The organism is Streptomyces sp. NPDC052101, from assembly GCF_040680235.1.
Classification (GTDB): Bacteria; Actinomycetota; Actinomycetes; order Streptomycetales; family Streptomycetaceae; genus Streptomyces.
In genome coordinates this window covers 1-22,087 of the sequence record NZ_JBFAWH010000055.1, presented here as the reverse complement: position 1 = coordinate 22,087, position 22,087 = coordinate 1, and the positions used below count along the sequence as shown (strand labels likewise).

At 70.9% G+C, this 22,087-nt stretch carries 21 protein-coding genes and 1 tRNA gene; 11 read left to right on the top strand and 11 right to left on the bottom strand.

All coding sequences use genetic code 11. The annotated features are described in order from the left end of the window. Nucleotides 1–158: 158 nt before the first annotated feature. Nucleotides 159–755 carry a histidine phosphatase family protein gene (locus tag AB0L75_RS41250; RefSeq protein WP_365191424.1) on the top strand — a complete coding sequence of 199 codons (597 nt, stop codon included), beginning with the start codon at nucleotides 159–161 and terminating at the stop codon, nucleotides 753–755. A 193-nt stretch (nucleotides 756–948) separates the two neighbouring features. On the opposite strand, the gene AB0L75_RS41245 is transcribed toward AB0L75_RS41250, so the two are convergent. After that, nucleotides 949–2,418, bottom strand: a complete 1,470-nt coding sequence (locus AB0L75_RS41245; protein WP_365191423.1) for a hypothetical protein — start codon at nucleotides 2,416–2,418, stop codon at nucleotides 949–951. 266 nt (nucleotides 2,419–2,684) lie between these two features. Between AB0L75_RS41245 and AB0L75_RS41240 the strand changes: the two genes are divergently transcribed. Both AB0L75_RS41240 and AB0L75_RS41235 read left to right on the top strand, forming a co-directional pair. Then, nucleotides 2,685–3,089 carry a hypothetical protein gene (locus AB0L75_RS41240; protein WP_365191422.1) on the top strand — a complete coding sequence of 135 codons (405 nt, stop codon included), beginning with the start codon at nucleotides 2,685–2,687 and terminating at the stop codon, nucleotides 3,087–3,089. A gap of 97 nt (nucleotides 3,090–3,186) precedes the next feature. Further along, nucleotides 3,187–4,065, top strand: a complete 879-nt coding sequence (locus tag AB0L75_RS41235; RefSeq protein WP_365191421.1) for a fused MFS/spermidine synthase — start codon at nucleotides 3,187–3,189, stop codon at nucleotides 4,063–4,065. Between the two features lie 23 nt (nucleotides 4,066–4,088). Here AB0L75_RS41235 and AB0L75_RS41230 read toward each other — a convergent pair whose 3' ends face one another. Then, on the bottom strand, nucleotides 4,089–4,601 hold the full coding sequence (locus AB0L75_RS41230) for a hypothetical protein (protein ID WP_365191420.1): 513 nt from the start codon (nucleotides 4,599–4,601) through the stop codon (nucleotides 4,089–4,091). Nucleotides 4,602–4,700: 99 nt separating this feature from the next. Between AB0L75_RS41230 and AB0L75_RS41225 the strand changes: the two genes are divergently transcribed. From AB0L75_RS41225 to AB0L75_RS41210, 4 genes are all read left to right on the top strand, one after another. After that, entirely contained in the window at nucleotides 4,701–5,408 is a 708-nt protein-coding gene (locus AB0L75_RS41225; RefSeq protein ID WP_365191419.1) for a response regulator transcription factor, read from the top strand. After that, nucleotides 5,405–6,796, top strand: coding sequence for a HAMP domain-containing sensor histidine kinase (locus AB0L75_RS41220; protein WP_365191418.1), 1,392 nt, complete (start codon nucleotides 5,405–5,407; stop codon nucleotides 6,794–6,796). The genes AB0L75_RS41225 and AB0L75_RS41220 overlap by 4 nt, the downstream gene beginning before the upstream one ends. A 143-nt stretch (nucleotides 6,797–6,939) precedes the next feature. Then, nucleotides 6,940–8,406: a cellulose binding domain-containing protein gene (locus tag AB0L75_RS41215; RefSeq protein WP_365191417.1), complete on the top strand. Its 1,467-nt coding sequence runs from the start codon at nucleotides 6,940–6,942 to the stop codon at nucleotides 8,404–8,406. 171 nt (nucleotides 8,407–8,577) lie between these two features. Then, nucleotides 8,578–9,156: a hypothetical protein gene (locus tag AB0L75_RS41210; RefSeq protein ID WP_365191416.1), complete on the top strand. Its 579-nt coding sequence runs from the start codon at nucleotides 8,578–8,580 to the stop codon at nucleotides 9,154–9,156. A 25-nt stretch (nucleotides 9,157–9,181) separates the two neighbouring features. Here the strand turns inward: AB0L75_RS41210 and AB0L75_RS41205 are convergent, their stop codons facing one another. The 4 genes from AB0L75_RS41205 to AB0L75_RS41190 form a co-directional block, all read right to left on the bottom strand. Beyond that, nucleotides 9,182–10,600 carry a GH1 family beta-glucosidase gene (locus AB0L75_RS41205; RefSeq protein ID WP_365191415.1) on the bottom strand — a complete coding sequence of 473 codons (1,419 nt, stop codon included), beginning with the start codon at nucleotides 10,598–10,600 and terminating at the stop codon, nucleotides 9,182–9,184. A 105-nt stretch (nucleotides 10,601–10,705) separates the two neighbouring features. Further along, a complete protein-coding gene (locus AB0L75_RS41200; RefSeq protein ID WP_365191414.1) occupies nucleotides 10,706–11,596 on the bottom strand; it encodes a carbohydrate ABC transporter permease in 891 nt (296 codons plus the stop codon). Next, nucleotides 11,593–12,618: a sugar ABC transporter permease gene (locus AB0L75_RS41195; RefSeq protein ID WP_365191413.1), complete on the bottom strand. Its 1,026-nt coding sequence runs from the start codon at nucleotides 12,616–12,618 to the stop codon at nucleotides 11,593–11,595. The genes AB0L75_RS41200 and AB0L75_RS41195 overlap by 4 nt, the downstream gene beginning before the upstream one ends. After that, nucleotides 12,615–13,937 carry an ABC transporter substrate-binding protein gene (locus tag AB0L75_RS41190; RefSeq protein WP_365191412.1) on the bottom strand — a complete coding sequence of 441 codons (1,323 nt, stop codon included), beginning with the start codon at nucleotides 13,935–13,937 and terminating at the stop codon, nucleotides 12,615–12,617. The genes AB0L75_RS41195 and AB0L75_RS41190 overlap by 4 nt, the downstream gene beginning before the upstream one ends. Nucleotides 13,938–14,304: 367 nt before the next feature. Here AB0L75_RS41190 and AB0L75_RS41185 point away from each other — a divergent pair, with 367 nt between their 5' ends. Then, nucleotides 14,305–15,360 (top strand): LacI family DNA-binding transcriptional regulator, encoded by a 1,056-nt coding sequence (locus tag AB0L75_RS41185; RefSeq protein ID WP_365191411.1) that lies wholly within the window; start codon nucleotides 14,305–14,307, stop codon nucleotides 15,358–15,360. 175 nt (nucleotides 15,361–15,535) lie between these two features. Here AB0L75_RS41185 and AB0L75_RS41180 read toward each other — a convergent pair whose 3' ends face one another. Then, nucleotides 15,536–16,501 carry a nitronate monooxygenase gene (locus AB0L75_RS41180; protein WP_365191410.1) on the bottom strand — a complete coding sequence of 322 codons (966 nt, stop codon included), beginning with the start codon at nucleotides 16,499–16,501 and terminating at the stop codon, nucleotides 15,536–15,538. A gap of 376 nt (nucleotides 16,502–16,877) precedes the next feature. Between AB0L75_RS41180 and AB0L75_RS41175 the strand changes: the two genes are divergently transcribed. Continuing rightward, nucleotides 16,878–17,420 (top strand): hypothetical protein, encoded by a 543-nt coding sequence (locus AB0L75_RS41175; protein ID WP_365191409.1) that lies wholly within the window; start codon nucleotides 16,878–16,880, stop codon nucleotides 17,418–17,420. Nucleotides 17,421–17,559: 139 nt separating this feature from the next. Here AB0L75_RS41175 and AB0L75_RS41170 read toward each other — a convergent pair. From AB0L75_RS41170 to AB0L75_RS41155, 4 genes are all read right to left on the bottom strand, one after another. Next, a tRNA-His gene (locus AB0L75_RS41170) sits at nucleotides 17,560–17,632 on the bottom strand. A gap of 121 nt (nucleotides 17,633–17,753) precedes the next feature. After that, a complete protein-coding gene (orn, locus tag AB0L75_RS41165) occupies nucleotides 17,754–18,362 on the bottom strand; it encodes an oligoribonuclease (protein WP_365191408.1) in 609 nt (202 codons plus the stop codon). Between the two features lie 94 nt (nucleotides 18,363–18,456). After that, nucleotides 18,457–19,680 (bottom strand): helix-turn-helix domain-containing protein, encoded by a 1,224-nt coding sequence (locus tag AB0L75_RS41160; protein WP_365191407.1) that lies wholly within the window; start codon nucleotides 19,678–19,680, stop codon nucleotides 18,457–18,459. A 378-nt stretch (nucleotides 19,681–20,058) separates the two neighbouring features. Continuing rightward, on the bottom strand, nucleotides 20,059–20,349 hold the full coding sequence (locus tag AB0L75_RS41155) for a hypothetical protein (RefSeq protein WP_365191406.1): 291 nt from the start codon (nucleotides 20,347–20,349) through the stop codon (nucleotides 20,059–20,061). Between the two features lie 329 nt (nucleotides 20,350–20,678). On the opposite strand from AB0L75_RS41155, the gene AB0L75_RS41150 reads away from it, so the two are divergent. Then, nucleotides 20,679–21,206, top strand: a complete 528-nt coding sequence (locus tag AB0L75_RS41150; protein WP_365191405.1) for a universal stress protein — start codon at nucleotides 20,679–20,681, stop codon at nucleotides 21,204–21,206. A gap of 115 nt (nucleotides 21,207–21,321) precedes the next feature. Beyond that, nucleotides 21,322–21,882 (top strand): GPR1/FUN34/YaaH family transporter, encoded by a 561-nt coding sequence (locus AB0L75_RS41145; RefSeq protein WP_365191404.1) that lies wholly within the window; start codon nucleotides 21,322–21,324, stop codon nucleotides 21,880–21,882. The last annotated feature ends 205 nt before the right edge of the window (nucleotides 21,883–22,087 follow it).

Genomic DNA, 22,087 nt, shown 5'->3' with positions numbered 1-22,087 from the left:
TACGGCGTCCGTATCCCGCCCCATGCGGGACCTCCGGCCCACAAAGACGCCGACATCGCCCGCCGGGTTGCCCCGAATGGGTGTGAGCGATGATGGGGAAGTCCACTCCTTTGTTCTCATGGCGTCTTTGTGGCGTCCCGCTCCCGGAAAGGTCCCTCATGGCACCGCGCATCCTGCTGGCCCGGCACGGACAGACGGAATGGTCGCTGTCCGGCAAGCACACCGGCAGGACCGACGTACCGCTGCTGGAGGAGGGCCGGCGCGGGGCCAAGCTGCTCGGCGAGCGACTGCACCGGGCTCCGCTGGACGGGCTGCCGGGGGTGGAGGTGCGCACCAGTCCGCTGGCACGCGCGCGTGAGACATGCGAACTGGCCGGCTTCGGTGACCGTGCCACCACCTGGGACACGCTCATGGAGTGGGACTACGGCGCCTACGAGGGCATGACACCGGCCGAGATCCAGGCCGTGCGGCCGGGGTGGCTGATCTGGCGGGACGGGGTGCCGGAGGGCGAGACCCTCGCCGAGGTGACCGCGCGGGCGGACGAGGTGGTGGCGTGGGCGCGGTCGGCGGACCGGGACGTCCTGGTCTTCGCCCACGGCCACATCCTGCGCTCCATCGGTGCCCGCTGGCTGGGCCAGCCGTTGGACTTCGCCGCACGCATCCGCCTCAACCCGACCTCACTGTCCGTCCTCGGCTGGGCGTACGGGGAACCGGCGATCGAGAGCTGGAACGACATGGGGCACCTGGCGGGGTAGTCGCGTGCGTGCCACGCCCGACGGGCGCGGGGCTGTATCGATATGCGGCTCCGCCGCGTGGGCGCGACCGGTCACGATGCGCCCGCAGCCCGAAGACCACCGCAAGCCCCGCCCCGGACCGCTGTCGGCATCCGCACGCCGGCACCGCCGGCGCGGGCGGGCGAAACCCGCCCCCCGGCTGGCACCGGCGTCGCTACGCCCGCCCGGCCCGCGGCACAGCCGCATGCCGTTCCAGGAAATCGGACACCCCCGATGCCCGCCGGTGCGGCAGCAGCACACGTGCCGTCGCCGCCAGCATCCCCTGGATGCGCGAGGACTGGACCTGGTCCAGCAAGGACAGCACCCGCAGGCCGGCGGCGGCCGCCTCGTCGGGACGCCCCTCGCGGGCGAGATCGTCGGCCAGCTCGGCGGTGTACAACGCGATGTTCCGGGTGAAGTGCGGATCCTGCAGATGCGCCGCCCGGCGCGCGTGCCGGGACGCGCGCCGCCAGTCGCCCAGCATGGACCAGCACTGCGCCTCGAGACCCTCCAGTTCGGCCTCTCCGTAGAAGCTCATCCACTCGGGGTCGGCGTCCGAGCGGCCCCGCCCGAAGAGGGCCTGTGCGCGGGCGAGCGCCTGCTCGCAGCCGGTGCGGTCGGCGAGCCCCGCCCAGCCGCCCGCCTCGCGCAGCGCGAGCAGCGACATCAGCCGGGCGGAGCCCAGGGGGCGGGCGGCGCGCTGGGCGGCCTGTGCCGCGCGGACCGCCTCCCGGGGGCGGCCGGCGTCCCGCGCCAGGAACGCGGTGTTGCAGAACGCGTGCGCCTCCAGCGCCGGGTCCCCGGTCATCCGGGCCGTGGCCAGCGCTTCCGCGTAGTGCGAGCGCGCGTCGTCGAAGCGGCCGGAGTCGTGTGCCAGCCAGCCCACGGAGATGGCGAGTTCACCGGCGCCCGAGTGCAGCCGGTCGGCGGTGGTCAGCCGGGTCGCGCCGACGTCCAGCAGCGCGTAGGCCGCGCGCAGCGGAGCCGCCGCGCGCCGGTAGAGGCCGTCCGCGCCGTGCCGGTCGTCCAGCAGCCGGATCCGGCGGACGGCCTCCTCCAGGGCGGTCGCCTCGGGGCTGCCGAGCCGGCGCGCGGGCCGTACCGCGGCCGCGGCGTCCGTGGTGAGCCCCAGCGGGCTCAGCGTGGCGGCGGCCATCGTGGCGCTTCCGCCGGTCATGAATGCGCGACGCAGCACGTCGCTCTCCTCGTGGTTCAGGTGGTCTTTCGCGTACGGCTCAGGCGGGTCGTGCACATCCGGTGTGTCATACGGTTCGAACGCGCCTCGCGTCTCACCGGCCCCGTGATGCTCAGTGGTGATGAGCGCCTCGGGTGCGTCCGTCGCCGTACGTGCCGCACGGCCGCGTACGGACGAGCGGGGCGCGAACCCGAGGTCGGTGAGCGTGCGACCGGGGAACATGTGCAGGAACACCCGTTCGTACGCGTAGTTCGGGCAGCGGATCTCGCCCGCCTCGACCCTGCCGATGTAACGCGCGTCACAGCTCACCCGTTCACCGATCTCGCGCGCGGCGCGCCGTACGAGCGCCGCGAACTCGGCCGGTGAGCGCCTGCCGCGCAGTTGCCGGAAGGCGAGGTTGGGCCGGGGTGGCCGTTCGGGCTGTGACGAGGTCGCGGTTGACGACGCCATGGCCGGGTCCTCTCGTGCGAACCGTCGAACCATGCCGGATCCGGGACGGATTCGGGACGAGTTGTCCGAGTGGCGCCCTGGTTCCGGCGGGCATGAACGTACCTGCTGTGAAGGACCCGCCACGCTGCGTTTGGCTACAAACCGGATATCTCATCCACGATCTGCCATGAAGTGCCATCCTTTGCGGCGCACTTGTGCCGTAGCCGTTGACGCTCTCGCGCGTTGGACTCCATGGACCGCAACAGGGCTGTGTGGTGGAGGCCGGCATGGAGACCAGCCAGGGCAACGAACCTTGTACGTCGCCGTCGTCGTCCGTGGTGGACGCGACGGCATGCGACCTTGTGACGGTGCCGGCCCGGCAGGGCCTGGAGGCGGTCGACATCCTGCGGCGCGGTGCCGGTGAGGCGATGGGGCCCGTGCTGCACGACGGCGGTTGCGCCACCCTCGGCTTCCTGGTTCCGGCCGGCACGGCGGCCTGCTGGGACGTGCCGGGCAGCACCTGCACGGAGACGGACGGGCGCGGGCTCGACCTGAACCCCGAGCCGCCGGTGGAGGGCTCCGACTGGCTGCTGCCGCCCGGCGAGGCCGACCTCGCCACCGACCCGGTGGTACTGCGCCGGGCCCTCGGGGAGGCGGCCCGGATGATCGAGGCGGCCGACAGCTGCAAGTGAGCCGGCGGCGACCGGATCGCCGGTGGTCCGCGGCGGCTGTGCAGGGCGGGCGGTGTCCGGTGCGGCGCGGTCCCGGTCCGCCTGCGAAAATGGTCCGATGGGCAGGTCCAGGAACACCCGGCAGACGCGACGCGGATCGGCCGCCGCCGAGGCCGTCGTGGAGGCGGTCGACGGCGGACTCGCACAGCTCGTACCCGACCCCGACCGCCCCCGCGCATGGACGCTGCTGATCGACGGCGCGCCCCAGTCGCACGTCGACCTGGACGACCCCGCCCACCTCTCCTTCGAGTACCAGCGCCGCATCGGCCATGTCATCGACCTCGCCGCCGCGCCCGGCAAACCCGTGCACGCCGTGCACCTCGGCGGCGGCGCGTTCACCCTCGCCCGGTACGTCGCCGCCACCCGCCCCCGCTCCACCCAGCAGGTCGTCGAGCGGGACGCGACCCTGGTCCAACTGGTCCGCCGGGAGCTGCCGTTGGATTCGAACGCCCGGATCCGGGTCAGGGCGGCGGACGCCCGCGCGGGTCTGGCCAAGGTGCCGGAGGGCTGGGCGGACCTGATCATCGCCGATGTCTTCAGCGGCGCCCGCACCCCCGCTCACCTCACCTCCGCCGAGTTCCTGGACGAGGTCCGCCGCGCCCTGAAACCGTCCGGGGTCTACGCCGCCAACCTCGCCGATGGCCCGCCGCTCGCCCATCTGCGCGGCCAGATCGCCACCGCCGCCGCCCGGTTCGCCGAACTCGCGCTGATCGCCGACCCGGCCGTACTGCGCGGCAAGCGCTTCGGCAACGCCGTGCTCGTCGCCTCCGACGGCCCGCTTCCGCTCGCCGAACTCACCCGCCGCGCCGCCTCCGACCCGCATCCGGGCCGGGTCGAACACGGCAGACCGCTCACGGACTTCACCGGCGGCGCGCTCCCGGTGACGGACGCCACGGCGGCGGCCTCCCCGGCCCCACCGCCGTCGGTGTTCCGCTGACCCGGCTCTTCCCGGGCGCGGGCTCAGTAGTTCCCGATCTCCACATGCGGCGGGCCATCGTGCCAGGTGCACATCACCGACACCCGGTCCGTGCCCCTGCTGAACTCCACCCGGATCCACGTCTGCGTCTTCCACAGCTGCATCGACCAGCCGGTCCCCGGCGTCGCCGACACGAGCGTGGCGTCGGCCGCGCCCAGGTCGAACACGACCCGGCCGCCGTCGGTGTCGTACGACTTGACCTGGCCGGACGACGACGAGGACGCGGACGAGGACGACGAGGCGGTGGGCGAGGGGCCCGGTGTCCGCGTGGGTGTGGACGTCGGGGCCGACGGGCTGGTGGACGGCGACGGCCGGTGCGTCGGCGACCCCAGGGCCTTCGTGCCCTGTGCGGTGGCGCCGGCGTCCGTGACCGGCAGGGCGCGCGGCGGGTCGTACGCCGTGCCCGCCATCACCGTGTGCACACCCCACCACGACAGCGTGACCGCCGCTCCCGTCGCGAGCAGCCACGCCAGTACGTGTACGAGTCCTCTGCGCATCGCGGGCCATACTGCCTCAGGCGCACCGCCGTCCGCACACCCCCCGAGTTATCCACAGGCACCCGCCCGGCCTGGGCCGCATGGCGTACGGTGCGGCGCATGGCAAGTGTGCTCGTGGTCGAGGACGACCAGTTCGTACGCTCGGCGCTCATCCGGCATCTGACCGACGCCGCACACACCGTGCGCAGCGTCGGTACGGCACTGGAGGCGCTGCGCGAGGTCGCCCATTTCCGTTTCGACGTGGTCATCCTGGACCTCGGACTGCCGGACCTGGACGGCTCCGAGGCGCTGAAGATGCTCCGCGGCATCACCGACGTGCCCGTCATCATCGCCACCGCCCGGGACGACGAGACGGAGATCGTCCGGCTGCTCAACGCCGGTGCGGACGACTACCTGACCAAGCCGTTCTCCGTCGAGCACCTCTCGGCGCGGATGGCGGCGGTGCTGCGCCGGGCCCGCTCCGGCGGCGCGGAGGCCCCGCCCTCGTCCGTGCTGCGGGTCGGCGGCCTGACCGTCGACCCGCTGCGCCGCCAGGCCGAACTGGACGGGGCCCGCCTCGACCTCACCCGCCGCGAGTTCGACCTGCTCGCCTTCCTGGCCGGCCGGCCCGGGGTGGTCGTCCCGCGCAGGGAACTCCTCGCCGAGGTCTGGCAGCAGTCCTACGGCGACGACCAGACCATTGACGTCCATCTGTCCTGGTTGCGCCGGAAATTGGGGGAGACGGCCGCTCAGCCCCGCTATCTGCACACGCTCCGGGGGGTCGGTGTGAAGCTGGAGCCGCCCATGGACGGGGAGCCGGCGCGATGAGATGGGCCCTGGTCAAGGTCTGCCTGGCGGTCACCGTGATGGTCGTGGTCGCCTTCGCCGTGCCGCTCGGACTGGTCGTCAAGGAGATGGCCCGTGACCGCGCGTTCTCCAATGCCGAGCGGGAGGCCGCCGCGGTCTCGCCCGCGCTGTCCATCACCACCGACCGGGACAAACTGGAGCGGGTCGTGGCCTCCGCCGGCGCCGACTCCGGGATGGCCGTGCATCTGCCCGCGGGCGGCGGCCGGTCCGCGCTGGACCTCGGCCGGCAGCGTGCCGCCGCCCGCGACATCCAGGCCGTGCGGAAGCTGGGCCGGGCGTCCACGACCACCGTGGCCGGCGGATCGACCCTGCTCCAGCCGGTCGCGCTCGGCTCCGGCGACATCGCGGTCGTCGAGGTGTACGTCCCCGAGTCCGAGGTGACCAACGGCGTCGGTACGGCCTGGGCGGTGCTCGCGGCCGTCGGCATCGCACTGATCGTCGGCTCGGTCGCGGTCGCCGACCGGCTCGGGGTGCGCATGGTGCGGCCCGCCCAGCGACTGGTCCGGGGCGCGCACGAACTGGGCGAGGGCAAGCTGGGCGCCCGGGTCCCGGAGGACGGCCCGACCGAACTGCGGCTCGCGGCCGTGGCGTTCAACTCCATGGCCGACCAGGTCGTCCAGCTCCTCGCGAACGAAAGAGAGCTGGCCGCGGACCTCTCCCACCGGCTGCGCACACCGCTGACCGTCCTGCGGCTGAACGCGGCCTCCCTCGGCGGCGGGCCGGCCGCCGAGCAGACCCGGGCCGCCGTCGCCCAGCTGGAGCGCGAGGTCGACACCATCATCCGTACGGCCCGGGAGGCCAAGCCGCAGACCGTCGCGGCCGGTCCCGGCGCCGGGTGCGACGCGGCCGAGGTGGTCCGCGAGCGCATGGAGTTCTGGTCCGCGCTCGCCGAGGACGAGGGACGTAAATGGCGGGTGGCCGGTGTCGAGCGGCCGGTGCGGATACCCGTGGCCCGCGCCGACCTGGCCGCGAGCCTGGACGCCTTGCTCGGCAATGTCTTCCGGCACACCGCCGAGGGCACCGCCTTCGCGGTCGATGTGCACAACGGCGAGGACGCGGTGATCGTGCTGGTCTCCGACGCGGGCCCCGGCATCCCCGACCCGGACGCGGCGATGGCCCGGGGCCGCGGCTCCGGAAGCGCGGGCTCGACCGGTCTGGGCCTGGACATCGTGCGCCGGCTCGCCGAGTCCACCGGCGGGGACGTCCGGATCGGCGCCTCGGTGCTGGGCGGCACGGAGGTGCGGATCTGGTTCCAGCTGGACGGGCGGGGCCCCGTCGGGCGCGGGCACCGCAGGTCGATGCGGAGACGCCGATCGGGCAAACCGGTCCCGACTGGTCTCGACCATTAATCGTCCCCGATCCCTTCCTTAAGTGAACCCTAAGGTCTGCAACGGCCGTCCCGATCAAGTGATTTGCCCGATTCCGGATCGCTAGCGTGCTGCCGCACCTCGTCCCCCGTGGACCCCCGCGAACAGCGAAGGCAGGCACGCGCATGAGCACGCACCGGCGCAGGATCAGTGGCAGGAACAAGGCGATAGGCGGTCTCGTGGCCGCGGCCGTGGTCGGTGGCGGCGCGGTCCTGCTCACCGGCACCGCCAACGCCGCCGGCGTGAACGCCGCGTACACCAGGACCAGCGACTGGTCGACGGGCTCCACCGGCCAGTACGTCGTCACCAACAACAGCTCCCAGCAGGAGAAGACCTGGACCCTGGAGTTCGACCTGCCCACGGGCACCAGGCTCAGCTCCCTGTGGAACGGCGAGTCGAGCGTCAGCGGTTCGCATGTCACCGTGAAGCCCGCGAAGTGGGACACCGAGGGCCTCGCCCCCGGCAAGTCGGTGACCGTCGGCTTCGTGGTCGAGGGCAGCGGCGCCCCGACGGGCTGTCGTATCGACAACTCCCCGTGCTCCGTGGACGGCGGCGCCACCCCCGAGCCGAGCGGCCGGCCCACCGAGACCCGGCCGCCGGCCCCGACCGCCACGCCGACCAGGAGCACCACCCCCACCCCGACCAGGAGCGCCCCCCCGACCCCGACGGCCTCCCAGACCACCGGCAGCGGCACCACCGCCTCCGCCGGCTTCGCTCCGTACGTCGACACCTCCCTCTACCCGCCCTTCGACCTCCTCGGCACGGCCGCCGCGACCGGTGTGAAGAACTACAACCTGGCCTTCCTCACCGACGGCGGCGGCTGCATCCCCAAGTGGGGCGGCGTGACCGACCTGACCAGCGACGCCGTCGCCGCGCAGATCGGCTCCCTGCGGGCCAAGGGCGGTGACGTCCGCGTCTCCTTCGGCGGCGCCTCCGGCTCCGAACTGGCCACCACCTGCTCCTCCGTGGACGCGCTGGCGGCGGCGTACGGCAAGGCGGTCGACGCGTTCAAGCTCACCAAGGTGGACTTCGACATCGAGGGCGGCGCACTGCCCAACACGGCGGCGAACACCCTGCGGGCAAAGGCGATAGCCAAGCTCCAGGCCCAGCACCCGGACCTGGACGTCTCCTTCACCCTCCCGGTGATGCCGGAGGGCCTGACCCAGGACGGCGTGAACCTCCTCTCCGACGCCAAGTCCAACGGAGTGAAGGTCTCCACCGTCAACATCATGGCGATGGACTACGGCTCCTCGTACAGCGGCGACATGGGCGACTACGCCCAGCAGGCCGCGACCGCCACCCAGGCCCAGGTCAAGGGCGTGCTGGGGCTGTCCGACCCGGCCGCCTGGAAGTCGGTCGCCGTCACCCCGATGATCGGTGTCAACGACGTCTCCTCCGAGGTCTTCAAGGTGGACGACGCCACCCAGCTGGTGAACTTCGCCAAGTCCAAGGGCCTCGGCGGCCTGTCGATGTGGTCCGCGACCCGGGACAAGCAGTGCGACGGCGGCACCAAGCCCACCGCCGACGCCACCTGCAGCTCGATCGTCCAGGACAAGTACGCTTTCTCGAAGGCGTTCGGCGCCTTCAACTGACCCGCCACGCACGGCAACCCATGTGATCAAGCCATGCACATGCCTATATAGTTCCGGCCCGGGTCGATCTTCGGCCCGGGCCGGACGTCGGTCGACACAGCGACGGACGGCCGGTCTTGCATGCCATGACCCGGGCCGTCCGTGCCCGGGCCGCACCATATCGGGGGAATCGTGTCATCCATTCGTCATGCCCTTGCCACCACCGTGCTCGCCTGCGCCGCGCTCACGCTGACCGCCTGTCAGCCCGACGACGGCACCGACGCCACCGGTGCCGTCACCCCCTCCGCCACCGCGAGCCACGCCAAGGGCGACGCCAAGGGCCAGGCCAAGGGTGACGCCAAGGGCAAGGGAAGCGGCAAGAGCGCCTGCCACACCCTCGCCCCGGGCCACAAGTACATCCTGGTCGAGAGCGTCTCCGGGGCCATGAACACCATCACCGCCAAGGACGCCAAGCAGAACTGCAACCCCGACGAGGGCGCCTTCTACAACGCCGACGGCGGAAAGGAGCACGAGTACACCGTCGCCTCGGGCAGCACCCCCATCCACGTTCTGCACCTGAAGGGGAAGGGCCCGGACAAGATGACCGCGGCGGGCGGCGGCATCGAGCACGTCCGCATCTGCGCCAACGGCACCGCACAGGACACCGGACCCTCCGCCGACACCAGCGACTGCTACGGCGAGAACTTCTACGACGTGGCCGTCAACAGCGCCGGCAAGATCACCGAGATGACCGAGCTGTACGGCTCCTGACAGCAGGAGAAGCCGGCTTCCTCTGTCAGCCGGCCGGCAACGCCCCGGTCCGCGCCGCCTCCCCGTACCACCGCGCGCTCGACTTCGGCGTCCGCTCCAGCGTCGCGTAGTCCACGTACACCGCGCCGAACCGCTTGCCGTAGCCGTACGCCCACTCGAAGTTGTCCATCAGGGACCACAGGTAGTAGCCGCGCACATCGGCGCCGTCGGTGATCGCGCGGCGTACCGCGGTGAGATGGCCGTGCAGGTACGCGATGCGCTCGGGGTCGTGGACGCGGCCGTCGGGGTCGGGCTTGTCGTCGTAGGCGGCGCCGTTCTCCGTCACATACAGCGGGAGACCGGGCGCCTCCCTCGTGTACCGCATGACCAGGTCGTACAGGCCCGTCGGATCGATCGTCCAGCCCATCTCGGTGCGCTCGCCCGGTGTCTGGTGGAACCGTACGTCGTCGGCGCCCGGCCAGGGGCAGTGGTCGCTGGCGCCGTGGCCGTCCGCCCGCGGGCCGTCGGCGTTCCCGGACGCGGCCGACACCAGGGACGGGGTGTAGTAGTTGAGGCCCAGCGCGTCCAGCGGGACGTTGATCGCGCGGGTGTCGCCGTCGAGGACGAACGACCAGTCGGTGATCGACGAGGTCGACTCCAGCAGCGACGACGGGTACGCGCCGTGCAGCATCGGGCCGTGGAAGACGCCGTTGGCCAGGTCGTCGATCCTGCGGGCCGCGGCGAGGTCGGCCGGGTCCTGCGAAAGCGGGCGTACGACCGAGGAGTTGAGGCTGATCGCGATCTCGTTGCGGGCCGGCATCACCGAGCGCAGGGCCGAGGCCGCGAGGCCGTGGGCGAGGTTGAGGTGATGGGCGGCGCGCAGGGCGGCCTCCGCCTCGGTACGGCCGGGGGCGTGCACACCGGAGCCATAGCCCAGGAAGGCGCTGCACCAGGGCTCGTTGAGAGTGATCCACTGCTCCACCCGGTCGCCCAGCGCCGCGCCGACCAGCTGCGCGTACTCGGCGAAGCGGAACGCGGTGTCCCGCTGCGGCCAGCCGCCCGCGTCCTCCAGCTCCTGCGGCAGATCCCAGTGGTAGAGGGTGAGCACGGGCTTGATGCCGTGCGCCAGCAGCTCGTCCACCAGACGGCGGTAGAAGTCCAGGCCCACCTGGATCGCGGGGCCGCGGCCGGTCGGCTGGACCCGGGGCCAGGAGACCGAGAAGCGGTACGCGGTCAGGCCCAGCTCGGCCATGAGCGCCACGTCGTCGCGGTAGCGGTGGTAGTGGTCGACAGCGATGTCACCGGTCTCACCGCCGGCCGTCCGGCCCGGCGTATGACTGAAGGTGTCCCAGATCGAGGGGGTGCGGCCGTCCTCCCGCACCGCCCCCTCGATCTGGTACGCCGAGGTCGCGGCGCCCCAGAGGAAGGCGGGGGGAAAGGTGACAGTGGCATCGGGTTCAGGCATGGAAGCGCTCCCAGAGAGGTCGTAGCCGGACCGGCGAAACGGAGAGGAAGGGGCGAAGGGGCCGGGGCGGCGGTGGCCCGGCCCGCCCCTGGCGCGAGCGGCGGATCAGCCCTTGATCGCGCCCTGCATGATCCCGCCCACGATCTGCTTGCCGAACAGCAGGAAGGCGAACAGCAGCGGCAGCGTGCCGAGCAGCGCGCCCGCCATGATCACCGCCTGGTCCGGGACATAGCCGGTGCCGAGCGAGTTCAGGGCCACCTGCACGGTCGGGTTCTGCTGGTTCAGGGCGATGATCGGCCACAGGAAGTCGTTCCAGGCGAACACGAACGTCAGCAGGCCGAGCACCGCCATCGCCGGTCGCGCCGCCGGGAAGACCACGTGCCACACCACCCGCAGACTGCTCGCGCCGTCCACCCGGGCCGCCTCGATCAGCTCGGTCGGCAGCGCCTGCACCAGGTACTGCCGCATGAAGAACGTACCGAACGCGGTGACGAGACTCGGCAGGATCACCGTCTGCAGCTGGTTCGACCAGCCGAGGTCCGCCATCCACAGGTACAGGGGTACGACGGCCAGTTGCGGCGGGATCATCATCGTGCCGACGGTCAGCAGCAACAGCAGGCCGGAGAAGCGGAACCGGAGCTTGGCGAAGGCGAAGCCGGCCAGCGTGGAGAACAGCACCGTGCTCACCGTGATCGTGCCCGCCACGATCACCGAGTTGAACATCGCCGTGCCGAGCCCCGCCTGGTCCCAGGCCGTCCGCAGGTTCTCGAACAGGTTGCCGCCGAACCACAGCGGCGGCGGGGTCTCGGCCAGTCGGTGGGCGGTGCGGGAGGCGGCGATCGCCGTCCACACCAGCGGGGCGACGGAGACGAGGGCGAAGACGGTCAGGACGACGTACGTCACCGGGCCCGCGTGCAGGTGCTTTCCGGCGCCCGTCCGGCCGCGCCGCCGCTCCCTCCGCGCCGCCCGGGGCAGCGTCAGTTCAGTGGTGGTCATGGGGACTTCCTCAACCGTCGGGTGAGCAGCAGATTGACCGCGGCGATGATCAGCAGGATCAGGAACATCGACCAGGCGATCGCGGACGCCTTGCCGAGGTTGCCGATGATCCAGCCCTGGTCGTACATGTACAGGCCGAGCGTCTGGAACTGGTGCTCCGAGCCGCCCTTGGACCCGCTGACCCCGCCGAACAGCAGCGGCTCGCCGAAGAGCTGGGTCGCGCCGATCGCGGAGACCACGACCGTGAAGAGGATCGTCGGACGAAGCTGCGGGATCGTCACATGCCGGAACTGCTGCCAGCGGTTGGCGCCGTCGATCGCCGCCGACTCGTACAGATCGGCGGGGATTGCCTGCATGGCGGCCAGATAGATCAACGCGTTGTACCCGGTCCACCGCCAGATCACGATGGACGACACCGCGAACTGCGAACCCCAGTCCGACTCACGCCAGTTGACCGGGGCCACGCCGAAGAAGTGCAGGATCCAGTTGACCATGCCGCCGTCCCAGGAATACAGCAGCGTGAACACCAGGGTCGCCGCGGCCACCGACGTGGCGTACGGAGTCAGCATCACCACACGCCACACGGTCGAGCCGCGCAGCTTGTAGTTCAGCAGGTGCGCGAGCCCCAGCGCGGCCAGCAGCTGCGGCACGGTCGAGATGACACCGATGGTCAGGGTGTTCTGCAGGGCGTTCCAGAAGAACTGCGAGGACCACAGGTTCTTGTAGTTGCCCAGGCCCGCCCAGGTCTGGTGGTCCAGCGCGGACAGCTGTACATGGTGCAGCGAGTACCAGGCCGTGTAGAGCAGCGGCACCAGCGTGAACGCCGCGAACAGGACGAAGAACGGGGACACGAACGCGTACGGCGAGGCCTTCATGTCCCAGCGGTACAGCCGGCTGCGCCAGGAGTCGGCGCCCGCCGGCGCACCGCGACCGCGAGCGCCCCGGGCCGCGCCCGGCGAGCTGCCGGACGCGGCGTCGGCGCTCGACGCGGAGTGCGCGAGAGCCTGCTTGGGGCTGGTCACTGGCCGAGCACGTCCTTGATCTCGTTCTTCGCGGCGTCCCAGCCCTGCGCGGGCGTCTTGCCCTTCTGCTCGACCTGGAGGATGCCGATGTCGCTGATCGCGTTGTCGATCGGCTTGTCCTTGGGGCCGAGGGGCTGCGGGGGGATGGTCTTCGCCGCGTCGGAGAAGATCTGGGTGAGCGGGGCGTTCGAGAAGTACGCCGTGGTGTCGGCCTGCGGCTTCAGGCTCGCGTACACCGACGGGGTCGACGGGAAGCTGGCCTGCTTGGCGAACACCTTCGCCTGCTGCTCGGGCGCGGTCAGCCACTTCGCCAGGGCGATGGCCTCCTTCTGGTGCTTGGTCGCGGTCGGCACACCGAGGAAGGAGCCGCCCCAGTTGGACGCCGCCGGCGCCGGCGCCACGTCCCACTTGCCCTTGCCGGAGTCACCGGACTTCTGCTCGATGTAGCCGACCATCCAGGCCGGGCAGGCGATGGAGGCGAAGGTGCCATTGGCGAAGCCCTGATCCCAGGTCGGGTCGAACTGCTTCAGCTTCGCCGACATATTGCTGGTGGCGACGGTCATGGCGGCGTCCCAGGCCTTCTTCACGCCCTCGGACCTGTCCCAGACGACGTTGCCGCCCTTGTCGTAGTACCGCTCGCTGGCGCCGCCCACCGCCGCGTTGTAGACGGAGGACGCCGAGTCCACGAACTCGGTGCCCTTGGGTGCCTTCTTCATGTACTGCTTGCCGAGGTCGACGTACTTGGACCAGTCGCCCTTCCACATCGCGGCGAGCTTGTCCCGGTCGGTCGGCAGCCCGGCCTTCTGGAACAGGTCCTTGCGGTAGCAGATGGCCATCGGCCCGGTATCGGTGCCGAGCCCGATGAGCTTGCCGTCCTTGGTGGTGGCCTGCGCGTTCTTCCAGTCCAGCCACTGCGACTTGTCGACCTCCTTGCCGAGGTCCACGAACTTGGCGGCCTGGGTCTGCACGGCCTCGGTGATGTTGCCGATCTCGATGGCCTCGATGTCGTCCGTGCCGGAGCCGGCCTGGAGGCGGGTGAGCACCTTCGGCCAGTAGACGTCGGTCCTGGTGGTGACGTTCTCCTTGATGCTGATGTCCGGATGCAGCTTCATGTACTCGTCGTAGAGGCCGGCCTGCTTGTAGCCGAAGACGCCGAAGGTGCCGATGGTCAGTGTGGTCCTGCCCTTGCCACCGCCGTCGGAGTTGTCCGACGAGCCGTTGTCCGAGTCCTTGGCGCAGCCGGCCAGCAGCCCCGTGGCCAGGGCGGCCACGGCCGCTAGGGCCATCAGCCGCTGGGACCGGCGGATGCTCGTGCGCATTGCGTCCTCCTGTTGCCTGACGTGCCGACCCCCCGGCCAACTGCATGGGAAACGGGCCCGTTCGTACGCGCTGCGGCTCGGGCGGGGAACGTGCGGGATGTGTAGGTGTCAGGTACTGTGGGAGCGCTCCCATAAGTGATGTGTTGAAGAGTCGCCGGTCGGGGGCAGGGTGTCAAGGGAGCGGTCGCGGACAACTGCCTTCAGTTATCAGCACGTTAAGTACAACCAGCCCGTCCGGCGTTTGAGGACGAGGCCGAAGGCCGACAAGCGGGGGTCTGGGGGCGCAGCCCCCAGGGGCGGTAACCGCAGCGAACGGTGCTGTTACATTCGGCCAGCACAGTGGACGTGGTCGAGAGAGGCGGAGCCCATGGCAAGCCACGGAGCGCGGGGCCGCGGCGGGGGCCGGCCCACGCTCGAAGAGGTCGCGGCCCGGGCCGGGGTCGGCCGGGGCACGGTCTCGCGCGTGATCAACGGTTCGCCCCGGGTCAGCGACGCGACCCGCGCCGCGGTCGAGGCGGCGGTCGCGGAACTCGGCTACGTCCCCAACACCGCCGCCCGCGCCCTCGCAGCCAACCGCACGGACGCCATCGCGCTGGTGGTCCCCGAGCCGGAGACCCGCTTCTTCGCGGAACCCTACTTCTCGGACATGCTGCGCGGTGTCGGCTCCCAACTCTCGGACACCGAGATGCAGTTGCTGCTGATCTTCGCGGGCAGCGACCGCGAGCGCCGCCGTCTCGCGCAGTACCTGGCGGCCCACCGGGTCGACGGCGTCCTGCTGGTCTCGGTGCACGCCGACGACCCCCTGCCCGATCTGCTGGCCCAGCTGGAGATCCCGGCCGTGATCAGCGGCCCCCGCTCGGCCGGCGAGACGCTCACCTCGGTGGACTCGGACAACTACGGCGGCGCTCGTTCAGCCGTCGAGCACCTGCTCGCCCGCGGCCGCACCCGCATCGCGCACATCACCGGCCGCCTCGACGTCTACGGCGCCGAGCGCCGCGTCGACGGCTACCGCGACGCCCTGCGCGAGGCGGGCCGGGACGTGGACGAACTCCTCGTCGAGCCGGGGGACTTCACCGAGGAGGGCGGCCGCCGGGCCATGTCGGTGCTGCTGGACCGCCACCCCGACCTGGACGCGGTCTTCGCCGGCTCGGACGTGATGGCGGCCGGCGCCCGGCAGGTGCTGCGCGAGGCGGGCCGCCGTATCCCGGACGACGTGGCGCTGGTCGGCTACGACGACTCGGCCATCGCCCGCCATATGGACCCGCCGCTGACCAGCGTCCGTCAGCCCATCGAGGAGATGGGCCGCGCGATGATCGACCTGCTCCTCGCGGAGATCGCCGACCGCCGCCCGCCCGCCTCCCGGGGCCTGGAGCGGCAGCACGCCGTACTGGCCACGGAGTTGGTGGTGCGGGCGTCGTCGTAGAGCGGCATGCCGGCGGGTCAGTGCCCGCGGGCCCGGTGCAGTGCCTGTTCGGTCTGGGTGGCCAGGGTGTGGACCAGGTCGGCGGCGCAGGGCAGGTCGTCGATGAGGTCGACGGCCTCTCCGGCCCACTGGGGGAGCGGGGGGATGTCGCCGCGTGTGACGGTATGCCGGTGGGTCAGTGTCCGCAGGCTCGGTGTAGTGCCTGTTCGGTCTGGGTGGCGAGGGTGTGGACCAGGTCGGCGGCGCAGGGCAGGTCGTCGATGAGGTCGACGGCCTCTCCGGCCCACTGCGGCAGCGGGGGGATGTCGCCGCGTGTGACGGCTTCCTGGTACGACCGCCCGGCCCGGGGGTCGTCCGCGAGTTCCGCCTCCCGGTCCCGCCACCGCTCGATGAACGGGTGCGGGAGCGTGCGCGCGGTGTACCGCGCCGGCCAGCGCGAGCCGCGGGCGATGTCCAGCACTCTGCTGCGCTCGGTGTCCTCGCCGCGGCCGGCGACGATGGCCCGGGCGGTCGCGGGGTCGACCAGGGCCTCGGCCGTGGCCTGGAAGCGGGTGCCGAGCAGCGCCCCCGCGGCGCCCAGCGCCAGGGCGGCGGCGATGCCGCGGCCGTCACCGATCCCGCCGGCCGCGAGCACCGGCACGGGCGCCGCCAGGTCCACCACGACGGGCACGAACGGCAGCGTGGACCGCCCGTGCCGGGCCCCGTGCCCGCCCGCCTCGGTGCCCTGCGCCACGATCACGTCGGCGCCCGCGTCCACCGCCCTGCGGGCCTCCTCCAGATCGGTGACCTGCACGATCAGCGTCGCGCCCGCGCCACGCACGCGCTCCGCGAAGGGCCGCGGGTCGCCGAAGGACAGCATCACCGCCGCCGGACCGTGCTCCAGCGTCCACTCCACCGCGCCGACCTCGGTCGCCCACGCCTGGAAGCCGACGCCCCAGGGCTTCCCGGCGCCCTCGGCTGCCAGGACGGGCAGTTCGCGGGCCAGCCAGTCCCGGTCGCCGTTCCCGCTGCCCAGCAGCCCCAGGCCGCCACCGCGCGAGACCGCCGCCGTCAGCGCCCCGCCGGCCGAACCGCCCATCGGCGCCAGCGCGATCGGATGCTCCACACCCAGCAGTCGGGTGAACGCCGTCGACAAGCCCATGAGGTGATCCCTTCCCGTCGACGGAGGTCACAACCGGCGCGATGCCGCATGGGTGAAATCCCGTCATGGTTCGTGCGCGTCCCGCGGGTTCCGTTTCTATGCGGCGGACGTATGGAGAACATGTGTGTCCCCTGATTCCGCTTACTTTCCTCAGGGATCATCCTTCGCCATATCGAGCCGTATGGCGTTGGGTCTGCTGCTGACCGCGCGCTTAGAGTGACGCCCTGCTCCCGGCCAGTTGGGGAACTGCCTGCTCGTATCGTTCGGGCGGGATGGGAGCGGACGACCAACACACACTGAGCGCAACGGGGACCACACGCGCGCGTGCCGCCACGGGCCAGTCTCCTTGTGCCCTCACCACAGGGGGAACACCGCCATGCGCAAGTGGCTACCCACTCTTGCCCTCTCCACGGCTCTCATCTCTTCGGTTCTGGCAGCTCCGCAAGCCCTGGCCCAGGACTCGAAGCCGTCTCCCGAGATGGTGCCCGGCACCAACGTGGAGTTTTCGCCGAGCGCGGCGCACGATCCGCAGACGCGTGCCCGCGCGGCGGCCGATCCCGCAGCGGTACAAGCCGGTGGCCTGTTGTGCGGAAGCGGATACAGGCTGTCATTTGTGGATCCGCTTCCGGATTCCCGTCGGTTCGGAACCCTGTTCACGTACTTCAAGGAAGTGAGGGGAGGAAACGGGGCATGCGCCGTGTTCGACAACAACCTCGGATCCAAGAAGCACATGAAGCTGAAGCTGTGCTGGACCACCTGCAAGGTCGATGAGGGCTCGTTCTCCGACTACGCGGGCCCGGTCAAGTACGAGAGCAATGATCCCGACTTCCAGCCTCGCTGCGTCATGGTGAACGCGCTGATGTGGGAGGGCGATGTGGCGATCATCGACCGGCAGACCCACGTCGCCGCCTGCGACTGACCTTCCCCCGTCCTTCCGCATGGGCGGAGAGCCTGTAGGCATGAACACGTCCAACGCCAAATCCGGACCGTAGCGCCGCGCCTCTCAACAAACATCAAGGCCCCTGACCATTTCCAGGTCAGGGGCCTTGATCAACAAGGGTGAGTGACGGGACTCGAACCCGCGACATCCTGGACCACAACCAGGTGCTCTACCAGCTGAGCTACACCCACCACGACCGGCGGTGGAACTTGTCGTTTCCCCGACCGGCCGAGAAGAAGTCTACAGGGTCCGAAGGGGTGCTCGCGCACACGTTTTCGCGAGCCCCTCTTCTCGGTGGTCCCGCTCGGGTTCTCAGTGCTCCTGCGCGGGCAGGACGTGCTTGGCGGCGATCGCCTTCGCGGTGTCGGAGTCCGGTCCGGGCTGGGGGACGAAGACGGCCTCGCGGTAGTAGCGCAGCTCGGCGATCGACTCGCGGATGTCGGCGAGGGCGCGGTGGTTGCCGTTCTTCTCCGGGCTGTTGAAGTACGTCCGCGGATACCAGCGCCGGGCCAGCTCCTTGATGGAGGAGACGTCCACGATCCGGTAGTGCAGGTAGTCCTCCACGCGGGGCATGTCCCGCAGCAGGAAGCCGCGGTCGGTGCCGACGGAGTTGCCGCACAGCGGGGCCTTGCCGGGCTCCTTCACGTACTCCTTCACATACGCGAGGACCTGGTCCTCGGCGTCCTGCAGGGTCGTGCCGTTCGGCAGCTCGGCGAGCAGCCCGGACGCGGTGTGCATCTGACGCACCACCTCCGGCATCGTCTCCAGCGCCTGGTCCGGCGGGCGGATGACGATGTCCACCCCCTCGCCGAGTACGTTCAGCTCGGAGTCGGTGACGAGGGCGGCCACCTCGATGAGAGCGTCGTCGGACAGCGAGAGGCCGGTCATCTCGCAGTCGATCCACACCATGCGATCGTTCATGCGACCACCCTAAAGCTGACGTCGGCTTTTGGGCTCCCCTGTGCCGGTGCCGTGCAAAAGGAAGGGGGGCGAGTGCGTGCTCGCCCCCCTTCTCTCAGTTACCGCTGCGTGGCCCCGGCAGCAGGCCCACCGCGCCGGCCGTCTGGCGGCGGCTCTGCATCGGGACGCCGCTGTCGCGGTCCGGGTGCAGCATGGCGGGTGGGTGGCCCATCGGCCCCGGACCCCCCGGCAGGCCCGCGGGCGGGCCCGGCTGGCCGGGCGCGGCGAGCGCCGGTTCCGTGTCGGCCTGCCTGTCGCCCTGCGGCCGGCGGGCCCGGTAGGCGGCCCGGTAGGCGGCGGGGGACGAGCCGAGCTGGCGGCGGAAGTGGCCGCGCAGCGCGACGGGGGAGCGGAAGCCGCACCGGCCCGCCACCTCGTCCACGGAGTAGTCCGACGTCTCCAGCAGCCGCTGCGCCTGCAGCACCCGCTGGGTGATCAGCCACTGCAGCGGTGCGCTGCCGGTCAGCGAACGGAACCGGCGGTCGAACGTACGGCGGCTCATATAGGCGCGTGCCGCCAGAGTCTCCACGTCGAACTGCTCGTGGAGGTGTTCCAGCGCCCAGGCGACGACCTCGGCGAGCGGGTCGGCGCCGATCTCCTCTGGTAAAGACCTGTCGAGATAGCGCTCCTGACCGCCGCTGCGGCGCGGCGGGACCACCAGGCGCCGGGCGAGCGCGCCGGCCGCCTCGTTGCCGTGGTCCGTCCGCACGATGTGCAGACAGAGATCGATTCCGGCCGCGGTGCCCGCCGACGTCAGCACATCGCCGTCGTCGACGAACAGCTCACGCGGATCGACGTGCACCGACGGATAGCGCTTGGCCAGCGTCGGCGCGTACATCCAGTGGGTGGTCGCCGGGCGGCCGTCCAGCAGGCCCGCCGCCGCGAGGACGAAGGCGCCGGTGCACAGCCCGACTATGCGGGCGCCCTCCTCATGTGCCCTGCGCAGCGCGTCGAGCGCCTCTTCAGGCGGTGGCGCGGTGATCGAACGCCAGGCCGGTACGACGACCGTCCCGGCGCGTGAGATCGCCTCCAGTCCATGCGGTGCGGTGAGTTCCAGGCCCCCTGTGGTCCGCAGCGGGCCCTCCTCGCCGGCGCACACCAGCAGTCGGTAGCGCGGTACCCCGGCGTCCTGGCGGTCGATCCCGAACACCGACAGCGGAATGGAACTCTCAAAGATGGGACCGCCGCTGAACAGCAGCACCGCGACGATCTCCTTGCGGCGTCGCCCGGAAAGTTTCCGGACTGCGGCCTCCGGCGCGGCAGTGGAGTCGTGGCTCATACTGCTAAGCCCCCCTCGGTGGTCGCGGCTCCTCGGTTGTGTCGCTCCTGCACGTTTCCCCTCGGTCCTGCACGAGTCCCCCGCCATAAGACGATCAAGATCGAATCTACTGGCTCCCGCGGTCTCACGGTGACCAGTTCCACACGCCCCAGATTGTCGACATGACAACTTGGCGTGAAGCATTCGATCACGAAGCGTTGCACTCGCGGGGCGTGCAGGGAAGTGCGCCTTGTCGCAGTGGCCAAACCGCGTAGGGTGCACAACTGCCCATGGACCCTTTCCGTGCAGGTCGAACGGGGGTTGGGGGGTGGTTCGGACCCCTCTTGGGCGACATTGAGAAGTTGGCTGAAAACCAACGTTCGGGGGTACGGAAACAGGTCAGTCGACCGGTGTCCGTCGGCGGGTGTGACGTCCGCCTCTTTGCTCGGCGCAATGCTTTGCGGAACGGTTGGGCCGGGTGGCGCACCGCTCGGACCGGCGCAGCAGGATCCGGCACACGGCCGTGACGGCCGCGAGGCCCAGCGCGGCCCCCGCCGCGCCGGCCAGCGAGGAGCCGTACCAGACCAGGACCACGGGGACGAGAACGCAGCTGAAGGCGGCCCAGCGGATCACATCGCTCACGGTGTCCGGTGCGGCGTGCGACTCGGAGGTGGATCGGGGACCGGGCATCACTTCGTACTCCCTGTGGCGGTGGGTCACCCGGGTTCAACGTCTGTTCGACCCGTCGGTCACCGGCCGTACGTCTGTGAATCCTGTGCAAACCGCCTGTACGGGGCAGCAACCATTGCGTTACGGGCGACGCTCGTGCATGCTCCGGTGAACCCCTACGGACGTCGGGGGACCGCTTACGGAGCGTGCGCGGGATCTGGGCTCAGGAGGCGTGCCGCCGTACCCTTGGGGGTATGGGGTTGGGAAGATGTTTCCCGGACACAGCTCCGTGACACAGTTCCGCGCACACTGTCGTCCCACCCATAAAGGATCACAACGCCGAGACAGCCATGGCCGGTCACGAATTCTTCGAACCCGCGGACCGCAAGCGGCCGGTCGCCGACCCGACGGCGGCCGATCCCCTGGCGGCGGAAGAGCCACGCCCTTCATGCGACCCCGCCTTCCGGCACGGAGTCGTCGTCGGCTTCGACGGCTCCACGTCCAGTGAGCGCGCCCTCGCCTACGCCGTCGGCATGGCCCACCGTTCCCACTCGGGCCTGATCATCGTCCATGTCGCCAACCGGCTGCCGACCACCGTGTGGGCCGGCTGCGAGCCACCCGTCTTCGTCGACGTACCGGACCATCGCACCGAGGTACTCGGCCTTGAGCTGGCCTGTGCGGACTATCTGGCCGAGGTGCCGTGGATCCTGGTCGAGCGGGGCGGGGACATCTGCCATGAACTCGAAGAGGTCGGGCGGGAGTACGAGGCCGACGCGATCGTCGTCGGCTCCACGCACGGCATCGTCGGCCGGATCTTCGGCTCCGTCGCGGGCCGGCTCGCCAAGCGGGCGAAGCGGCCCGTGATCGTGATCCCCTGAGCTGTCCAACTCCCTTTGTGCAGCGCGAAACTACTCGCGCGTAGAGGTGGTTTGTGCCCTTGTGAAGGGCATATATCGGTCACCGCGCAACAGCACAGCATGAAGGGAGCCCGCCGTGGACAACGAAGTCTCTGCGGGAAGCGGAAACACTACCGTGGTCGGCCGACTCGCCCTGGGAATCACCCTGTTGGCGTTCGGCCTCGGTACGACCGGTGTCATCCACGGCGTGGCCGCGTCCGACGCCGTCTCAATGGCCCACTATGTGGGCGGAGTTGCCCTGTTCCTCGTCGGCCTGCTGGCCTTCCGGGGCGGTGACAGCGCCTCCGGTACGGGTTTTGTGGCCCTCGGCGCCCTGTGGTTCACCTGGGCCGTCGCAGGTCCCTCGTCGGCCGATGCGGCCGGGCTCTTCCTGCTTCTGTTCGCCCTCGTGGCGCTCACCCTGACCCTCGCGGGCGGGGACGGCCTCGGTCAGGTCATGCACGGGCTGCTGTTCCTGGCCATGCTGGTGCTGGCGGTGGCGGCCTTCGCCGACAGCTCTTCCCTGGCCAAGGTCGGGGGCTGGGTCGCTGCCGCTTCGGGGGCGGTGGCGTGGTACGCGGCGACGGCTGCGGTTGCCCACTGGCCGACGACGCTTCCTGGGCGTGCCGCCCGCCGGGGGGTGACGGCCACCGGCTGACATGCAGCGGCACTGAAAGGACCCCCACGTGCCTTGGTGGCGCACGTGGGGGTCCGTTCTGTTGTCGTGCCTGTGCAGGAGCGTCGTGGTTGCTCGCGCAGTTCCCCGCGCCCCCTCGGGGGGCGGCCCACTCCCACCCCACCCACCACCCCCGGTTGCGCGGCCTGTCGAATTACCCGCCCACCGCCCGGGCCCGGGGGGGTGG

Coding starts and splice junctions, on each gene's coding strand:
- AB0L75_RS41250 (WP_365191424.1), top strand. CDS start 159: ATGGCACCGCGCATCCTGCTGGCCCGGCACGGACAGACGGAATGGTCG.
- AB0L75_RS41245 (WP_365191423.1), bottom strand. CDS start 2,418: ATGGCGTCGTCAACCGCGACCTCGTCACAGCCCGAACGGCCACCCCGG.
- AB0L75_RS41240 (WP_365191422.1), top strand. CDS start 2,685: ATGGAGACCAGCCAGGGCAACGAACCTTGTACGTCGCCGTCGTCGTCC.
- AB0L75_RS41235 (WP_365191421.1), top strand. CDS start 3,187: ATGGGCAGGTCCAGGAACACCCGGCAGACGCGACGCGGATCGGCCGCC.
- AB0L75_RS41230 (WP_365191420.1), bottom strand. CDS start 4,601: ATGCGCAGAGGACTCGTACACGTACTGGCGTGGCTGCTCGCGACGGGA.
- AB0L75_RS41225 (WP_365191419.1), top strand. CDS start 4,701: ATGGCAAGTGTGCTCGTGGTCGAGGACGACCAGTTCGTACGCTCGGCG.
- AB0L75_RS41220 (WP_365191418.1), top strand. CDS start 5,405: ATGAGATGGGCCCTGGTCAAGGTCTGCCTGGCGGTCACCGTGATGGTC.
- AB0L75_RS41215 (WP_365191417.1), top strand. CDS start 6,940: ATGAGCACGCACCGGCGCAGGATCAGTGGCAGGAACAAGGCGATAGGC.
- AB0L75_RS41205 (WP_365191415.1), bottom strand. CDS start 10,600: ATGCCTGAACCCGATGCCACTGTCACCTTTCCCCCCGCCTTCCTCTGG.
- AB0L75_RS41200 (WP_365191414.1), bottom strand. CDS start 11,596: ATGACCACCACTGAACTGACGCTGCCCCGGGCGGCGCGGAGGGAGCGG.
- AB0L75_RS41190 (WP_365191412.1), bottom strand. CDS start 13,937: ATGCGCACGAGCATCCGCCGGTCCCAGCGGCTGATGGCCCTAGCGGCC.
- AB0L75_RS41185 (WP_365191411.1), top strand. CDS start 14,305: ATGGCAAGCCACGGAGCGCGGGGCCGCGGCGGGGGCCGGCCCACGCTC.
- AB0L75_RS41180 (WP_365191410.1), bottom strand. CDS start 16,501: ATGGGCTTGTCGACGGCGTTCACCCGACTGCTGGGTGTGGAGCATCCG.
- AB0L75_RS41175 (WP_365191409.1), top strand. CDS start 16,878: ATGCGCAAGTGGCTACCCACTCTTGCCCTCTCCACGGCTCTCATCTCT.
- orn (WP_365191408.1), bottom strand. CDS start 18,362: ATGAACGATCGCATGGTGTGGATCGACTGCGAGATGACCGGCCTCTCG.
- AB0L75_RS41160 (WP_365191407.1), bottom strand. CDS start 19,680: ATGAGCCACGACTCCACTGCCGCGCCGGAGGCCGCAGTCCGGAAACTT.
- AB0L75_RS41155 (WP_365191406.1), bottom strand. CDS start 20,349: ATGCCCGGTCCCCGATCCACCTCCGAGTCGCACGCCGCACCGGACACC.
- AB0L75_RS41150 (WP_365191405.1), top strand. CDS start 20,679: ATGGCCGGTCACGAATTCTTCGAACCCGCGGACCGCAAGCGGCCGGTC.